Origin of the sequence: Streptomyces sp. CB02923, assembly GCF_001905005.1 — a bacterium.
In the GTDB taxonomy this organism is placed as follows: domain Bacteria; phylum Actinomycetota; class Actinomycetes; order Streptomycetales; family Streptomycetaceae; genus Streptomyces.
Genome location: NZ_LWKZ01000023.1, coordinates 89923 through 107437 on the forward strand (window position 1 = coordinate 89923; position 17515 = coordinate 107437).

At 72.5% G+C, this 17515-nt stretch carries 11 protein-coding genes; 10 read left to right on the forward strand and 1 reads right to left on the reverse strand.

Translation table 11 applies throughout. From position 1 onward, the window contains the following. Positions 1-3: 3 nt before the first annotated feature. From A6A06_RS19040 to A6A06_RS19070, 7 genes are all read left to right on the forward strand, one after another. On the forward strand, positions 4-264 hold the full coding sequence (locus tag A6A06_RS19040; RefSeq protein ID WP_073762500.1) for an acyl carrier protein: 261 nt from the start codon (positions 4-6) through the stop codon (positions 262-264). Beyond that, positions 261-1655, forward strand: coding sequence for an MFS transporter (locus A6A06_RS19045; RefSeq protein ID WP_073762501.1), 1395 nt, complete (start codon positions 261-263; stop codon positions 1653-1655). The genes A6A06_RS19040 and A6A06_RS19045 overlap by 4 nt, the downstream gene beginning before the upstream one ends. Continuing rightward, entirely contained in the window at positions 1652-4900 is a 3249-nt protein-coding gene (locus tag A6A06_RS19050) for a non-ribosomal peptide synthetase (RefSeq protein WP_073762502.1), read from the forward strand. The genes A6A06_RS19045 and A6A06_RS19050 overlap by 4 nt, the downstream gene beginning before the upstream one ends. Continuing rightward, on the forward strand, positions 4897-5301 hold the full coding sequence (locus tag A6A06_RS19055; protein ID WP_242440822.1) for a hypothetical protein: 405 nt from the start codon (positions 4897-4899) through the stop codon (positions 5299-5301). The genes A6A06_RS19050 and A6A06_RS19055 overlap by 4 nt, the downstream gene beginning before the upstream one ends. Continuing rightward, positions 5298-6494 (forward strand): lactate 2-monooxygenase, encoded by a 1197-nt coding sequence (locus tag A6A06_RS19060; RefSeq protein WP_073762503.1) that lies wholly within the window; start codon positions 5298-5300, stop codon positions 6492-6494. Before A6A06_RS19055 ends, A6A06_RS19060 begins: the two co-directional genes overlap by 4 nt. Then, complete coding sequence (locus A6A06_RS19065) at positions 6491-8446, forward strand: CocE/NonD family hydrolase (protein ID WP_073762504.1); 1956 nt, start codon at positions 6491-6493, stop codon at positions 8444-8446. Before A6A06_RS19060 ends, A6A06_RS19065 begins: the two co-directional genes overlap by 4 nt. Positions 8447-8530: 84 nt before the next feature. Next, positions 8531-9493: a GNAT family N-acetyltransferase gene (locus tag A6A06_RS19070; RefSeq protein WP_073762505.1), complete on the forward strand. Its 963-nt coding sequence runs from the start codon at positions 8531-8533 to the stop codon at positions 9491-9493. Between the two features lie 965 nt (positions 9494-10458). Here A6A06_RS19070 and A6A06_RS19075 read toward each other — a convergent pair. Beyond that, complete coding sequence (locus A6A06_RS19075; protein ID WP_073762506.1) at positions 10459-10926, reverse strand: hypothetical protein; 468 nt, start codon at positions 10924-10926, stop codon at positions 10459-10461. A 370-nt stretch (positions 10927-11296) separates the two neighbouring features. Between A6A06_RS19075 and A6A06_RS19080 the strand changes: the two genes are divergently transcribed. The 3 genes from A6A06_RS19080 to A6A06_RS19090 all read left to right on the forward strand — a co-directional run bounded on the left by A6A06_RS19080 (position 11297) and on the right by A6A06_RS19090 (position 17396). Next, positions 11297-12577, forward strand: a complete 1281-nt coding sequence (locus A6A06_RS19080) for a cytochrome P450 (protein WP_079194137.1) — start codon at positions 11297-11299, stop codon at positions 12575-12577. A gap of 159 nt (positions 12578-12736) precedes the next feature. After that, entirely contained in the window at positions 12737-16024 is a 3288-nt protein-coding gene (locus A6A06_RS19085) for a non-ribosomal peptide synthetase (protein ID WP_242440823.1), read from the forward strand. 121 nt (positions 16025-16145) lie between these two features. After that, positions 16146-17396 carry an acyl-CoA dehydrogenase family protein gene (locus A6A06_RS19090; protein WP_073762507.1) on the forward strand — a complete coding sequence of 417 codons (1251 nt, stop codon included), beginning with the start codon at positions 16146-16148 and terminating at the stop codon, positions 17394-17396. The last annotated feature ends 119 nt before the right edge of the window (positions 17397-17515 follow it).

A 17515-nucleotide genomic window follows, 5' to 3' on the forward strand; every position in this document is an offset into this window, starting at 1 on the left:
CACATGCCGACGGTAGAGGAGAGGACCGCCGGAATCTGGCGGGAGATCCTGGACCTGGACCCCGGGGCACCCCTCGGTCCGGAGGACGACTTCTTCGTCCTGGGCGGTACGTCCCTCCAGGCCATGGCCCTGGTCCAGAAGCTGCGCGAGGAGTTCGGGGCGCCGGTGGCGCTGAGCGCGCTGCTGGCGGACGCCTCACTGCGGGCCGTCGGCGCCGCGGTGACGGCCGCCGGAGCCGGGCACGAGGAGACCGCCCGGCCGTGAAGATCGAGTCAGTGGCCGCCCTGCGGCACCTTCCGCCGCGCACCCGGGCGGTGATGGGCGCCAACCTGGTCAGTTCCGTGGGCACCGGACTGGTGCAGCCCTTCCTGGTCCTCTACCTGACCCGGGTACGCGGCCTGCCGGTCGGCACGGCCACCGCCGTCATCTCGGTGATCGCGGTGGCGTCGCTGCTGGGCGGCCCACTGGCCGGACGGCTGGCCGACGGCCGCTCACTGCGCGGCACGGCCGCCGCCGCGATGGCCGTCGCGGCCCTCGGCACGGCCTCCTTCGCCCTGGTCACCGGGGTGGGAGGCGCGGTGCTCGCCGGGTCGGCCTACGGACTGGCGTACGGCGCGATGGTCTCCGTGTGGAACACCGCCATCGCCCGGAGCGTGACCGGAGAAGCCCGCTCCACGGCGTTCGGGCTCCAGTTCGTCGGGCTCAACGCGGGCGTCGGGCTCGGCGGCCTGCTCGGCGGGATCTTCGCCACGACGGCCGACCCCGCCCGCTTCCAACTGCTGTACGTCTGCGACGGCCTGTCGTTCCTGGCGGCCGGTGCCGTCCTCTTCCTCGCGGTGGGACGGCGGACGGAAGCCCGGCCGCCCGAGGACGTCGCGGAGCCCGCCGCCGGGCCGCGCGGCTACGCCGTCGTCCTCCGGGACCGCACGCTGCTCAAGGTGCTCGCCTTCACCGTCGCCCTGATGGTGGTGGGGTACGGGCAACTGGAGTCCAGCATTCCCGGGCTGGTCGCGGTGCGCGGCATGGACGCGCGGATCATGGCGTGGGGCTTCGTCGCCAACACCTGCTGCATCGTGCTCATCCAGTTCGCCGCGGTGACCCGGATCTCGCGGTCCCGGCCCGCCGTCCTGCTCGCGGGCACCGCCGGGAGCTGGGCGGTCAGCTGGCTGCTGCTCCTGCTGGCCACCGTGAGCAGCGGTACGGCGGTCCAGGCCCCCCTGGTGATCGCCGCGCTGGCGGTGTTCGCCGTGGGGGAGGCGCTGCTGGCCGTGGCGCTGCCCACTCTGGTCAACACCCTGGCCGACGACCGGGTGCGCGGCCGGTACAACGGCGCCTACTCCGCGGCCATGTCGGCGGGCCTGGTCGTCGGGCCGCTGCTGGGCGGCTGGCTGCTCACCGGGGGACGGCCCTGGCTGCTGGCCGTGGTCCTGGGAACGGGCTGCGTGGCGTGCGTCGGCGCGGCGCTGCGGCTCGGCCGGCCTCGCGGCCGGGCGGCGGGCGCACCGAAGGTGGCGCCGGAGGATCTGGACGTGCGGCAGACGGGTGTTCCGTACGGGGACGGGGACGGAGGCGGGACCGCGGATGCCGGGCACATCAGTGATCCGTACATGGACGACGACGGCCCGCAGCGGCTGACGTCCGGAGGTGGACGATGACGGTGGTGCACGAGATCTTCCGGCGGCGGGCGGCGGAGCGCCCGGACGCCACCGCGCTGCTCCACCGGGAGCGGGCCGTGAGCTACCGGACGCTGGACCGCGCCTCGGACGCCTACGCGGCCGAACTCGCCGCGGCAGGCGTACGCGCCGGGGACATCGTGCCGGTCCTGATGCCGCGCTCCCCGCGGTACGTGGCGACCGTCCTGGCGATCCTCAAACTGGGCGCCGCCTACGCGGCCATGGACCCCCGCTGGCCCGCGCCCCGGATCGCGGAACTGACGCGGCGGGCGGACGCCCCGCTGATCGCCGCGGCCCCCGGACACGCGCCAGGGGACCCGGGCGGGCCTCCGGTGTGGGTACCCGGCACGGACGTCGAGGAGGCCGCCACCGGCAGCACCCCGCCTCCGGCGCCCGTACCCGTACCTGTTCCTGTACCCGTTCCCGTACGGGAGACGGACCTCTGCTGTGTCTTCTTCACCTCCGGCAGCACCGGCCGCCCCAAGGGCGTGCTCTCCCCGCACGCCGGAACGGTACGGCTGTTCACCCCCACGGAGCCGCCGGCCCGCTTCGCCGACCTCGGCCCGGACACGGTGTGGCCGCAGGCCGCCCCACTGCCCTGGGACGCCGCGTCCCTGGAACTGTGGGGAGCGCTGCTGAACGGGGGCACCGCCGTGCTGGTGGACGAGCCCTACCTGACGGTGGACGGGCTGCGCGACCTCGTACGCCGGGCGGGCGTGAACACGCTGTGGCTCACCGCCTCGCTGTTCAACCTGTTCGTGGAGGAGGACCCGGACTGCTTCCACGGGCTGCGGCAGCTCATGGTGGGCGGCGAACGGCTCTCGCCCGCCCACGTCCGCCGCTTCGTACGGGCGCATCCGCACATCACCCTGGTGAACGGTTACGGCCCGGCCGAGACCACGGTCTTCACCACCACCCACCGGATCACGGCCGCCGATGTCGCGGATGACGGGGCCTCCGGGGCGCCCGTCGCACCCATACCGGTGGGCCGCCCGGTCGGACGTACCGAAGTGTTCGTCCTGGACGAGGACCTGCGGCCGGTCCCGCCGGGCAGCACCGGCGAGATCTGCGTCGCGGGCGCCGGACTGGCCCGCGGCTATCTCGCGGACCCGGAGCAGACCGAGCGCAGCTTCATCGGCATCCCGATGGACGACGGCACCGTACGCCGCGTCTACCGCACCGGCGACCTGGGTTTCCGCACCGCCGACGGCACGCTGCACTACGCGGGCCGCGGCGACCGCCAGGTCAAGGTGAGCGGACACCGCATCGAGCCGGGCGAGGTGGAGGCCGGGGTGGCCCGGGTGCCCGGAGTGCTGCGGTGCGCCGTCGTCCCGATGATGGCGGAGGGGAGCTGTGTGGGGCTGGCCGCCGCGTACACGGTGCGGGACGGCGCGGAGCCGGTGCGCGAGGAGACGATTCGCCGCGCGCTGGCCGAACGGCTGCCGGAGTACCTGGTGCCGCGGGTGCTGGCCGCCGTGGACGGCTTCCCGCTGACCGACAACGGGAAGCTGGACACCGTCGCGCTGCTGGACCGGATCGAGGCGCGTACGCGAGCGGCCCGGCCCGGGGCCCGCACGCCGCGCTCGCACCCGCTTCCCGGCCCCGGGGACGGCTCGGCGGAAGGCCACGTGACCGCGGCCTTCGCGGAGATCCTGCGTACGGACCCGCACGACGTTCCCGCCGACGTCTCGTTCTTCGAGCTGGGCGGCACCTCGCTGGACGGCGCCCGGCTGTGCGTCCGCATCGGCGGGCGTACCGGCATCCCCGTACCGGCCTCCGTACTGATCGCAGGCCCGACCGTACGCGACCTGGCGCAGTGGATCGAGAAGCGGCGCACGGAGCCGGTACAGCCGCCGGGGGCCGGGGGAACGGGGGAGCCCGGGGCGCCCGGGAGGCCCGCGGGCTCCGCGCCCACGGGACCGCTGCCGCTGCTCCCGGTCCAGACCGGCTTCCTGTACGAGCAGCAGCTCGACCCCGCCGGTACCTCCGCCCACTGCGTGCTGCTGTGGCGGGTGACCGGCGACTTCGACCCGGAGGTCTTCCGGGCCGCAGCGGACGACGTACACCGGCGGCACCAGTCGCTGCACGCCCGCTACGTCTTCGACCGCCGCCCGGTGGCGGTCCTGGACGGACCGGCCGCGCCCGTGGACGTACACATCCTGGACCCGGCCGAGGACGAGACGGCCGCACTCGCTGCCGTACACGCCGCGCTCCTCCAGCCGCTGGACATCGGGGCAGGGGGCAACTGGCGGTGCGTCATGGCGGGGTGGGGAACGGGAAGCGGAGGCACGGCCGGTACCGGTACCGATACGGGAGCCGGCGCCTGCTGGGTGCTGGGCATCGTGGTGCACCACATCGCCTTCGACGGCGGCTCCGAACGGCCGCTGACCGAGGACCTGTCAGCCGCCTACACGGCCCGGCTCCGCGGCGAGGCACCCCGGACCACGCGCCCCGCCCCGCTGGCGGCCGTCCTGGCGGGCCACCGCGCGCAGGTGAACGAGGACGCGGGCGAGGAACAGCGCACGTACTGGCGCACCGAACTGACCGGCGTGCCCCCGCTGACCCTGCCGCGCCCTGAGACGCCCCCGGCCGCTCCCTCACCTTCCCCGGCCCGCTTCCGTTTCCGCCTTTCCGCCGCCGAGTACGCCGCCCTGGGAGAGCGGGCCCGGCGCCACGGCAGCACCCGCTTCGCCGTGCTGCTGGCCACATACGCCGAAGCCCTCGGCGCCGTCACCGGGCAGCGCGACCTCGCGGTGGGCGCTCCCGTCGCCAAGCGCTACCACCCGGACACCGCCGACGCGGTCGGCTGCCTGATCGATGTCGTCTGCTTCCGGTTGCGTCCGTCCGGGGACGGCACAACGGACGCACTGCCCCGCCTCCTGGAAGGCGTCCGCGCCGGTCTGGCCGCGCAGGACGTGCCGTTCGAGGAGGTGGTACGGCTGGCCGCCGACCCGGCGCGGGACCGGTCCCGGCATCCGCTCTTCCAGACGATGTTCGCGCTCCAGGAAGGCCCGCCGCGGCGCTTGGACCTGGACGGCTGCCGGACCGGGACCGTCCCGGAGCCGCACCTGCGGGCGGTGCACGAGCTGGAGGCGGAGGTGTGGCCGGACGGCGCGGGCGGCGCCGAGGTGATCCTCGGACACCAGCCGGGCCAGGTGCCCGCCGCGTTCGTGGAACGGGTGGCGGCCACGTACCACCGTCTCCTGCGGCAGCCGGACCGGCCGTGAACGAGGGGACCGGGGCGGTGAACGGCGGCGTGAACGACGTGAACGGCACGGCCCGCCACCGGTCCCGCATCCATGAACTGGACCGCGACATCGCCCGGCTCATCCGCCTGCGCACCGACGAGGACCGCCGCCTGCAGGACGCGCGCCGCGCTGCCGGACACCCGCGTACCGACCTGGCCTGGGAGAACTCCGTACTGCGCGGCTACCTGGAGGCGCTGGGCCCGGACGGCGCCCAACTGGCCCTGCTCCTCCTCGGGCTGGCCCGAAGGACGCCCCCGGGAGCGGCAGCGGAACAGGAAGAAGGGACGGAAGAGCGGACAAGACAACGGACGGGAGGGCGGACAAGACAACGGACGGAAGAACGGACGGCAGAACGGACGAAGGAGCACACCAGCAGATGACAGCGCCCGAACGCGGCTTCGCGGACTACCAGTTCCAGATCTACATGAACGGTCTCCAGGACGAGATCCCGCCGTTCACCACCGACTTCTCCGCCCTGGAGGACGTGGCCCGTGAACGCCTCGGACCCAAACCGTACTGGTACATAGCCGGCGCGGCCGGTACCGGCGCCACCGCGCGCGCCAACCGTGCCGCCTTCGACCGGCACCGCATCGTCCCGCGGATGCTGCGCGACGCCACCGCCCGCGACCAGCGCACCACCGTGCTCGGCAGCGAACTGGCCGCTCCCGTCGTGCTCGCCCCGATCGGCGTGCAGTCCCTGGTCCACCCGGAGGGCGAGCTGGCCACCGCCCGCGCCGCCGCGTCGGCCGGCGTGCCGATGGTGCTGAGCACCGCGGCCTCGCACACGATCGAGGAGGTCGCGGAGGCCAACGGGGCCGACGGGCAGCGCTGGTTCCAGCTGTACTGGCCGCACGACGACGAGGTGACCGCCAGCATCCTCAAGCGGGCCCGCACGTCCGGCTACAAGACCCTGGTCGTCACGCTGGACACCTGGCAGCTCGCCTGGCGGCCGCACGACCTCGACCAGGCCTACCTGCCGTTCCTGCGCGGCGGGGGAGTGGCGATCCCGCTGTCCGACCCGGTCTTCCGCTCCCGGCTGGACCGGCCGGTGGAGGAGGACCCGCAGGGCGCGGCCATGCGATGGCTGCCGATCTTCAGCGGCAAGGCGCACACCTGGGACGAGCTGGGCTTCCTGCGGGAGCACTGGGACGGGCCGATCGTACTGAAGGGCATCGTGCACCCCCAGGACGCACGCCGGGCGGTGCAGGCCGGGATGGACGGCGTCCTGGTGTCCAACCACGGCGGCCGCCAGGTCGACGGCGCGGTGGCCGCCCTGGACGCGCTGGTCGACGTGGTGGCGGAAGTCGGTACCGAGACGGAGGTGCTCTTCGACTCCGGCATCCGCGGCGGCGCCGACGTGTTCAAGGCGCTGGCCCTCGGCGCGCGGGCCGTACTGCTGGGACGTCCCTACGTGTACGGGCTGGCCCTCGGCGGCGCCGCCGGTGTGGAACACGTCGTACGCGGTCTGCTCGCGGACTTCGACCTGACGATGGGACTGTCCGGCTGCACGACGATCGCGGACATCGGCCCGGACACCCTGCACGCGGGCCACGGCGGGGAGGTACTGCGGTGAACCGGCGTTTACGGACGGCGGTCTGGTCCGCCGCAGCGCTCGCCGGAGCCTGCGCCCTGACGCTGACCCCGGCCCTGGCGGGCACCGGCACCGGCACCAGCAACGGGACCGGCACCAGCGCCCACGCCGAGGCGGCGGACAGCGGCGCCTGGCCGCCCAGCACCGGCAAGGGTCCCTGCGAGGTCGGCAAGACCACCGATGTCGGCGCACGCATGCGGGACGGCACCGTCCTGCGCGCGGACGTCTACCGGCCGCGCACCGGGAAGAAGGTCCCGGTCATCCTGATGCGCACCCAGTACGACAAGAAGGACGCCGAGGTACAGCCCTCCAGCTACCAGTCCCCGCAGTGGTTCGCCTCGCACTGCTACCTCGTCGTGGTGCAGGACGTCCGCGGCCAGTACGCCTCGGACGGCGACTTCTACGAGTTCGCCCACGAGGCCGAGGACGGGTACGACAGCGTGGAGTGGGCGGCCCGGCTGCCCGGCTCCAACGGCAAAGTGGGGATGTACGGCTCCTCCTACGTGGGCGCCACCCAGTGGCTGGCCGCCCGGGAACGCCCACCGCACCTGAAGACGATCGTGCCCGACAAGACCTCCGACGACTACTACGACGGCTGGACGTACGAAGGCGGCGCCTTCCGGCTGAACTTCATCACCCCGTGGTCCATGCGCAAGATCGTCCCTTCCGCCGCGGCCAACCGTGGCGACCAGGACACCTACCGCCAGGTCAAACGGGACTACCTGGACATCCAGCAGTGGCTGGGCAGCGCCCCGTACAACCGCTTCGGGCCCCTCCACCCCGGCGACCCGAAGGTCGCCCCGTACTTCTTCGACTGGATCAAGCACCGTACGTACGACGACTACTGGCGCAAGTGGGCCCCGAAGGAGAACTACGAGAAGATCGACATCCCGGTCCTGGACTACGCCGGCTGGTACGACGCCTTCCTGGACGGTTCGATCCGCAACTACCAGGGCATGGTCCAGCGCGGCGGATCACCCGCGGCCCGCGCGAACCAGCGGCTGGTCATCGGCCCCTGGGACCACACCGGCTGGGGCCGCCCGACCAGCAAGGCCGCCCCGCTGCTCCAGCAGATCGGCCCCCCGGGCAACAGTCCCGTCAATGAGATGATGCTCGCCTGGTGGGACCACCATCTCAAGGGCAAGGACAACGGCGTCAGGAAGAACGGCGTGGACTACTTCGTCATGGGCGCCGACAAATGGCGCACCGCCCCCTCCTGGCCGCTCCCGCAGACCCGCTGGACCGACTACCACCTCTCCAGCACCGGCCACGCGGCCGGCAACACCCAGGACGGCACGCTCTCCACCAGCCCGCCCGCGAAGAACACCCCCGCCGACCACTACACCTACGACCCCCGCAACCCGGTGCCCAGCGTCGGCGGACACTCCTGCTGCACGGCGGCCATCAGCACCCAAGGCCCCTACGACCAGCAGCAGATCGAACAGCGCCCCGACGTCGCCGTCTACACCGGTGCCCCGCTGGCCGAGGACACCGAAATCACCGGCCCCATCACGGTCAAGCTCTACGCCAAGTCCTCGGCCCCGGACACCGACTGGACCGCCAAGCTGGTCGACGTCCACCCCGACAACACCGCGGTGAACCTCAACAGCGGCATCGTACGGGCCAGCTACCGCGAGTCGCTGAGCGACCCGAAGCCGATCGTCCCCGGCAAGGTGTACGAGTACACCATCAAGGTGTGGCCGACCAGCAACCTGTTCAAGAAGGGCCACCGCATCCGGCTCGACATCTCCTCCAGCGACTACCCGCAGTTCGACCCGAACCCCAACACCGGCAGCTGGCTGGGGGAATCCACGGCCATGCGCACCGCGCAGCAGACGGTGCTGCACGACGCGGCGCACCCCTCGAAGGTGACGCTCCCGGTGATCCCGGACGGCGGCCGGAACAAGGGCAGCAGCACCCCACCCCAGAAGTGACACCACCGCCAGCTACACCACCTTCAGCCACACCACCTTCAGTAACACCACTTCAATCACACCACCTTCGACGAGAGGCAGGACATGCACGACGTACGCCGGGCCCGTACGGCCGACCACCCCACGCTCGTGGAGTGCGTACAGCGGTGGTGGGGTGACTCGCGCACCCCCGAACAGTCGCGGGAGCTGTCGCTGCTGCTGCCCCGGCTGTTCCTGCAGCATTTCGCGGACACCAGCCTCGTACTGGAGGACGAGACGGGAATCCGGGCCTTCCTGGTGGGCTTCTACTCCGCCGACCACGCGGACGAGGCGTACATCCACTTCGTCGGCGTGGACCCCCGGCTGCGCAAACAGGGAGTGGCCCGCCGGCTCTACACCGCCTTCTTCGAGCGCGCGGCGGCGGCCGGCCGCACCGAGGTACGCGCCATCACCTCGCCGCAGAACACCGGATCCCTCGCCTTCCACCAGGCCATGGGCTTCGAACCGGAGCCGGGCGACCGGGAGGTGGACGGCCTGCCGGTGCACGGCGACTACGACGGGCCGGACCAGGACCGGGTGGCCCTGCGCAGGAAGCTGGGCGCGCCGGAGGTCCGCACCCTGGAGCCCTTCACGACGCGCGCGGCGGTGCCGCAGGACTTCGACACGGTCGTCGCGGTGGTCGACGACTGGTGGGGCCGGCCCGCCTCCCGCGACCTGACCCGGGTCTTCGTGAACCACTTCCACGACACCAGCCTGATCGCCGAACGCGACGGCGAACTGGCCGGCTTCGTCATCGGCTTCCTCTCCCCGTCCCTCCCGGAGGAGGCGTACATCCACTTCACCGGAGTCGCCCCCGCCTGGCGGCGCAGCGGCCTGGGCCGCTTCCTGTACGAACGATTCTTCGACATGGCCCGCGCGCACGGCCGCACCACGGTCAAGGCCATCACCTCCCCCCAAAACACCCGCTCCATCGCCTTCCACACAGCCCTCGGCTTCACCCCGTCCACCCCGATCACGGACTATGACGGACCTGCGCTGGATCGGGTCACGTTCCGGCTCGAACTCTGAAGCAGGGGCGGGGCGGGCGCCTACGCGGGGTGGGCGCCCGGCCTCGCGGGGACCACGACAACCTGGTCGGCGGCCCGCTCAAGGGCCTGGGACCACCCCCGCACCACGCGGCGTAACGCTCCTTCACCTGCCGTGCGTTGGGACCATCCCCGCCCGCGCTGGGACCACGGCTCCGGGCTGTCCGGCAGGGGCCGGAGGTCGGGACCACCCCCGCCCGCGCGGGGACCACCGCTCGATCCGCCCACGCTCGGTGTCGGCGTTGGGACCACCCCCCCCGCCCGCGCGGGGACCACTCGGGGTCTCCGCTGACCTCGGCGAGCAGCGCGGGACCAGCCCCGCCCGCGCGGGGACCACGCGTACCAGCGGCCGTCCGGGCGCTGCGCCCGGGGACCACCCCCGCCCGCGCGGGGACCACCGGTTCGTCATGGCCCGCGCGTCCGGTGCGGCGGAACCACCCCCGCCCGCGCGGGGACCACCCGGCCCCCGGCGGGCGCTGGGGTACCGCGACGGAACCACCCCCGCCCGCGCGGGGACCACGTCTGTGCCGGCGATCCACCAGTGGTCGGGCCGGAACCACCCCCGCCCGCGCGGGGACCACGCGTCCGTGGCCTGCTGTCCGACCTGACCAACGGAACCACCCCCGCCCGCGCGGGGACCACGCGAGCGCTTTGTACAGCAGGTCGGCGTTCTCGGAACCACCCCCGCCCGCGCGGGGACCACAGCCGCCGCGCGCTCAGCGAGAGTGGTCATGCGGAACCACCCCCGCCCGCGCGGGGACCACAGGCCGCGACCAGCGGATTCGCCAGGCGGGACGGCGATTCTTCCTTACTTCTCGGGATTCCGGCAATTCTATTGGAACCAGAGCATCTTGGACCACCCAAGGGCTGCTCCGATCTTGTGAGTCCGAGCCGGCGCTGCCAACGCTCACCATGTTCACGTCGCTTCACGGCATCCCCTTGGCCTGTTCAGTGAACATGCGATGAGGCGGTCGAGAGGAATTCATCCAGAGCCAGGCGGGCCTTCTCTCCCCGCCTCGCGCGGTCTTGTTCGTCCTGCGCCAGGTGAACCGTGGTCGCGGCGTCGAGAGCGTCTTGGGCCGACCGGCTCAGGTCTGGATCGGCGCAGATGAGACGGACCCGGCACAACGCCGCTGTGGCGTCCGCGCGCCGCTGGTAGGACTCTTCGCGGGCGCTGATGAAACCAGGGCTGTCCGGGGCGTCCTGTTCCACGTGCCAGCGATCGTTCTGGCTCCGGCGGAGGTCGGTGAGGGCGGCCGCGAAGGCGCTGTAGGCGGCGACCCGTTCGTGCCAGAGCTGTTGGGATCGGGCGAATCGTTCGGTCTGCCGGGTGATGTGCCGCTGGAAGACGAAGGTGAGGGTGGACCCGGCCAGCGTTGCGAAGACGGCGACGAGGCTCGTGAGTACGGCGTTCATGCCCGCAGGATGCCCTGAGCGAAATCAGCCCTCCGCGTCTCGATATTGCGAACGCAACTCCAGCCTGTGGGCCTGCTCTTAGGGATCGACGCCTCGGCGGGCGCGCGCAGCGACGAACGGTATGGCTGCGGCCGGGCGGGGGCATGGGCGGGCGTGAGCGTAGGTGTTGGGGGAGGTGGGGCGTGCGCCGGGGCTTGGGGGGGTGGGTGCAGGGAGCGTGCGGGTTTCCGCTTCATTCCGGCGGGTGGTTTGGGGGGAGGCGAGTTTTTCGACCCTTCCGCCGGGCAGTGTCCGCTTTGCGGCTCGCGAAGACACGCACCACACCAGGTCTTCCACGGTGAGCGGGAGCTCTGTACGACGCGCGCCTCTTGTGCCGGTCACGCTTCGACGCGCCTTCCGTACGTACGCCCCCGAACCCGATGCGGAGCACGCCATCAGTACCGAGACTGTCGTCGGCTATCCCTTCACCTCAGGCGGGCTCGAACTGGAGCCCGAATACAAGCATCTGCTGCGGACGCGGCCGGTCGCCCGCATCACCACCCCCACAGGAGATCCCGCTTGGCTGGTCACCGGCTACGAGGAATGCCGCGCCGTGCTCGGGGACGCCCGCTTCAGCCGGAGCGCGATTGCGGCTCCCGCCGGTCCGCGTCAGCAGATTCCAAGTGTGCCGCCGAACGCGTTCAACGGCATGGAGATGCTGCGCAGGACCGGCGAGGCCAGGGCGGTGCTGCAGCATCTCCGCCCGCGCCGGATCGCGATACACCGCCCATGGATCGAAGGCCTCGCGGAACAGCTGCTGGACGCCATGGTGCGCCGGGGCGCCCCGGGTGACCTGGTGGCCGATTACGCGGCGCCGTTCCCGCTGGCGGTGATGTGCCGGGTGCTGGGGCTGGAGACGGGCCGGGACGGGCGGCCCTCGTACGCGGACGAAGAGCGCCTGGCGTACTGGTCCGACGTGGCGTTCAGCATGAACAGCCGCGACCCCACGGAGATCGCGGCGAGCTGGGCGGAGCTCCGGGAGTACCTGGCCGGGGAGGTGGCCCGCGTACGGCGCGACCCCGGCGACGGCATGCTCGCCACTCTGGTCGCCGCCCGCGACGACCACGGGTCGTTCTCCGAGGACGAACTCCTGGACACGACGGCCGGGTTGCTGGTGGTCGGCTACAAAACCCTCATCAGTTTCCTCGGGCTGGCCGCCGTCGCCCTGCTGCGGCATCCGGAGCAGGCCGGCCGTACGGCCCAGGACCCCGTGCGGCTGCTGCCCACGGCGGTGGAGGAACTCCTGCGGTACGTGCTGATCGAGAACCGGGGTGTCGCCCGGATCGCCACCGAGCGCGTGCGGGTCGGCGATGTCACGGTCGCCGCCGGCGAGCTGGTGGTGGTGGCTCTGCACGCCGCCGACCACGACCCCGGCACCTTCCCGGATCCCGGTCGGCTGGAGGCCACGCGCCGGGACGCCGAGCACCTGGCGTTCGGCCACGGCGAGCACTTCTGCCCCGGCTCCGCACTGGCCCGCCTGCAGATCCACTGCGCGCTGGCCGCGCTGCTTCCGCGTCTGCCCGCCCTGCGCCTGGCCGTCCCCGCGGAGCAGCTCACCTGGCGTGACGGCTTGATCCTGCGCGCCCCGGCGACCGTTCCGGTCACGTGGTGATCCCCGGCCGCTCCCCGCCGCACCCCTCAACCCCGCTCCCCAACCCCCTTCCCCAACCCCCTGCTGTCCCCCCTCCACCTCCCTCCTCCCTCCGCCCCCTCCAATCCCCACCAGAGTCCCGCACCACAGTCCTCCGCCGTCCCCGAAGGAGCCCGCCCCGTGTCGTTGCCGCTCTCCCCGTCACAGGAAATCATCTGGTTCCACGAGCAGGCGTTCCCCAACGGGTACGCCTACCACTTCACCGCCGTCATCGACCTGCGAGGCCGGCTCGACACCGCCGCGTTGCGCTCCGCGCTGGCTCAACTGCTCGCCCGTCACAGCGGTTTGCGCCTGGCTCTGGAGCCGGGCGACCACACACCCGCCCTGCAAAGGGTCGCCGCCCCGACCTGTCAGCCCCGGTACGCGACCGTCGACCTCACCGGTGAACCAGTCGGCGGCGAGCGCTACGAAGAGGTGCTGCACCGGCACGCCACCACGCCCTTCCGCCTCGACGAAGCACCACTGCTCCGCTGGACGCTGGTGACGCTCGGCCCCGAGCACCACTGTCTTCTGCACACCGAACACCACCTGATCCACGACGGACGCTCCTTCGCGGTAGCGCTGCGCGACCTGTTCGCCTATTACACGGCGAACCTGTCGGGCAACTCCCCGGAACTGCCGACGACCCGGCCGTATGAAGAGTTCCTGGAACTGCCCGAATGCCGACGGCCCGCCGAACAGCGGCGCCGGAGCGTCGAGCACTGGGCGGCGGCCCTGGACGGCGCCAACACCAGCCTGTCGCTGCCCGGCCTCTCCCGCGGCCCGGCCCGCGGCGAGCGCGGCGCCCAGCTGCGCCGTACGTTCGACGTGGCGACGGCCACCCGGCTGCGCGAGATCAGCCGGAAGCAGGGCCACACCCCGTTCGTGACGCTGCTGGGGCTCTTCGGGGAGCTGCTGCGGCGGCACAGTCCCGACCAGGGCCTGGTGCTGGGCACGGCCGTGGACACCCGGCCGGAGGGCTTCGAGGAATCGGTGGGCATGTTCGTCAACACCGTCCCCGTCCGGCTGGAGGCCGCACCGGAGCGCCCGGCGTGCGAGGTGATCGACGACGTCGCGGAGGACGTGGTGCGCGGCCTGGCGCACGCCGACGCGCCCATCCAGGAGGTCACCAGGGCCCTGGGCAGATATGCGGCGGATCTGCGGAACCCGCTGTTCCGTGCGATGTTCAGCGCTCACGACGCGGTACTCCCGGACGGCGAGGTGCCCGGCCTGGAGGTGACGGTACAAGAGGGCCTGAACTTCGGGACCGTCCGGTTCGACATCGACGTCGTGCTGCTGCCGGACGCCCGGCGAACGGTCGGGCCCCGCTCCGGCCAGGGCGGGATGACCCTGCTGTGGGAGTACGACGCCGACGTCTTCGACGACGCCACCGTAAGCATGCTGCACACCCGGTTCGAGGCACTCGTACAGGACTACATGGAGCGGCCCGAGACGCCGCTCGCCCTGCTCGACGCCACCCCGCGTGACTCCGCCGGGGAGAAGCCCCTCCAGGACGAATCTCTCCAGGACGAGTCCATCCAGAATCCCCCTGCCGCACACCCCGAGCAGATCCTCACGGAGCTGGTCAGCACGGTCGCCGCCCGGGACCCGCGCCGCCCCGCCCTGATCACCGGACTGCATACGCTCGACCACGGCGCCCTCGAACAGCGCATCGTCGCCCTGACCGAGGAACTGCGGGCGCACGGCGTCGGCGAGGGCGCTCTGGTGGCGTGCGTGCTGCCCAAGGGCGCCGACTGGATCGTGGCGCTGCTGGCGTGTCTGCGGATGGGGGCGGTGGCCTGCCCGCTGTCGCTGAAGGACCCGACGCAGCGCCGTACGGAAGCCCTGCGACGTCTGCGTCCGCAGGTGGTGCTGAGCCACGCGGACACCGAAGTGCCCAGGCAGCTCCCGTACGCCACGCCCCGGGGCCCGGCGGCCCTCGTCCCGTCGCCGCCGGAACAAGCGCCGAAGCCGTTGCGCGTACAGACGGGCCGGGACGCGGGATGCGACGGGGACGCGCGTCGGCTGCCGGGAGCGGCGTACGTGATCCACACCTCCGGCTCGACCGGCCGCCCCAAGGCGGTGGCCGTCAGCCGTACCGCCCTCGCCCACTACCTGACGGCGGTCACGCGGCGGTTCGGACTCACCGCCGAGGACCGGGCGCTGGCCTTCGCGCAGCCGTGGTTCGACGTCTCGCTGGAAGAGATCCTGCCCACCCTCCACGCGGGCGGCACCGTGGTGCTGCCGCGCAAGGACCTCCCGTCCGCCGGGGAGCTGATCGCGCTCGCCGCCGCCCGCGGCGTCAGCGTGCTCAACCTGCCCACCAGTTACTTCCTTTCGGTACGGGGCGAGCTGACCGAGTGCTTCCGGCAGGGCCGGTGGAGGCCGCGGCTGCTGGTGCTCGGCGGCGAGCGGCTCCGCGCCGGTGCGGCGTGCGAGGCGGCCGAGGCGCTGGGCGGTACGGTCCTGAACGCGTACGGGATCACCGAGGCCACCGTCACCTCCACCGTGCACGAGGTCGGCGCCCCGGACAGCAACCGCCCGCACGGCGAGGTGCCGTTGGGACGTCCGCTGCCCGGCACCGCCGTGTACGTCGTCGACGCTCAACGCCGCCCGCTGCCGCCCGGCATGGTCGGGGAGATCGCGGTGTGCGGCCCCACCCTCGCCGACGGATACCTCGACGCGCCCGAAGCGCAGGCCGCCCGCTTCGCCACCCTGCCGGGGCCGGGCGGGGAGGACCTTCCCGCGTACTTCTCCGGTGACCGCGGCTACCTCGGCCCCGACGGCGAACTGTGCTTCCTCGGCCGCCTGGACAACCAGGTCAAGCTGCGCGGGCACCGCATCGAGCTGGAGGAGATCGAGGCCGCGGCCCGCCGGGTGACCGGGGACGTCCCGTGCGCCGTCGTGTACGACGCGTCGGGCCCCCTGGCGCCGCGTCTGGTGGGCTTCTTCAGCGGCGGCTCCGTGCCGCCGGACCGGGTGTCCGAGCTGCTGGCCGAGCACCTTCCGGGCCCGCTGCTGCCCGCCCTGTGGGTACAGCTGGAGACCGTACCCAGCCTGCCCGGCGGCAAGCCGGACCGGGCCGAACTGGAGCGCCTCGCCCGACAAGCGGCTCCGGAGCCGCGCAAGGACGGGGAGGGCGGCGAAGGCGAGGACGGCACCGGCTCGTCACCGGCGTACGGGCACGGGGTGCGGAAGGTGCTCGCCGAGGGCTGGCGGGAGGTGCTGGGGCACGACGCGTTCACCGGCTCCTCGCACTTCTTCCGTGTCGGCGGCCACTCCCTGCTCGTGATCCACCTCGTGAGCTGGCTCGGGGACCGCCTGGGTGCCCGGCCACCCCTGCGCATCGTCTTCGAGAACCCGGGCTTCGAAGCACTGGCCGAAGCCCTGGACGCCTGGTCCCGGGAGCGGGACCCGCAGCCGGCCTGACGCCCGCCCGCCACCCCCACCCAAAGCACGAACACGAGCGCAGCCACGAGCACAAGTACACGCACAACAAGCACAAGCACCAGCACCAGCACGAACACGAGCCCGCACACGAAAGGACACCGTGAACGCCACCCTCACCGCCGTGTTCGAAACGCGGCACCAGCCCACCATCGAGGCGTTCCGGCGCTTCGTCACCGGCGAACTGGAGCCGCTGTGGGAGGAGTTCGGTGAGTCCACGCCCGAGCACATCCCCCAGGACGTCAAGCGCCACGTACGCCGCCGCTCCGCCGAACTCGGCTTCTACGGTGCGGAGTTCCCCGAAGCGGTGGGCGGGCGCGGCCTGCCGCTGACGGCGATGGCGGTGCTGCGGCACCTCGCGGGCAGCAGTGGCTGCCCGCTCGCCCCGCTGGCCCTCCCCGGGCCGGAGGGCCCCACGCCCCTCCTGGCCCACGGCACCCCCGAACAGCAGCAGCGCTATCTCGTGCCGCTGGTACGGGCCGAGAAGATGCGCAGCCTCGGCCTGACCGAACCCCTCGCCGGATCGGACGCCTACCACCTCGCCACCCGCGCCCGCCGGTCCGGAACCGACTGGGTCCTCAACGGCCACAAGATCTTCCTGAGCAATCTGGAGGTGGTGGACTTCGTCCTGGTCTTCGCCGCCACCGACGAGCACGGCGGCCCGAACAGCACGGCGGTGTTCATCGTGGACATCGATACCCCCGGCCTGAGCGTGCGACAGTCCTTCCAGGGCATGGCCGGCGAGCTGCTGTACGAGCTGTTGCTCGACGACGTCACCCTGCCGGCGGACGCCGTGCTGGGAGGGCCGGACCAGGCGCATCTGGCCGTCGCGCACGGCATGCTGAGCCTGCCGCGCGGCCGGGTGCTGACCGCCGCGGACTGCAACGGCCTGGCCGAGTACGCGCTGAATCTGGGGCTGGAGCACGCCCGCCGGCGGGTGGCGTTCGGCCGGCCCATCGGTACCTTCCAGCACGTCCAGGAGCATCTGGTCAGCACCAGGACGGAGCTGGCGGCGTCGAAGCTGCTGACCCTGGCCTGCACCCACCAGGCCGACGAGCGCAAGGAGCTGACGTCCGAGGACGCGGCGATGGCCAAGATCACCGCCACCGAGCTGCTGAAACGGGCCGTCGACCACTCGCTTCAGGTGCTCGGCGGCCGCGGCTGGATGAAGGGGCACCCCTTGGAGTACCTGTACCGCTACGCCCGCATGATGCCCATCGTCGGCGGCACCACCGAGATCCAGAAGGTGATCATCGCCCACGCGCTGGGGCTGGGCAGCCTGGCACAGGGACCCGCCCCCGGCATTCCCGCCCGGCGCGAGGAAGAGCGTCTGCTGCCGGAGGGCGCCGTATGAGCGAGCACCTCCCGGCCGGCGACCACCGCCCGGCAAGCGAGTCCCCTCCGCCGGACGCACATCATCAGCCTCCCGCTGACACGGCCCGCCCCGGCGGTCAGGACGAAAACCTCCTCAGC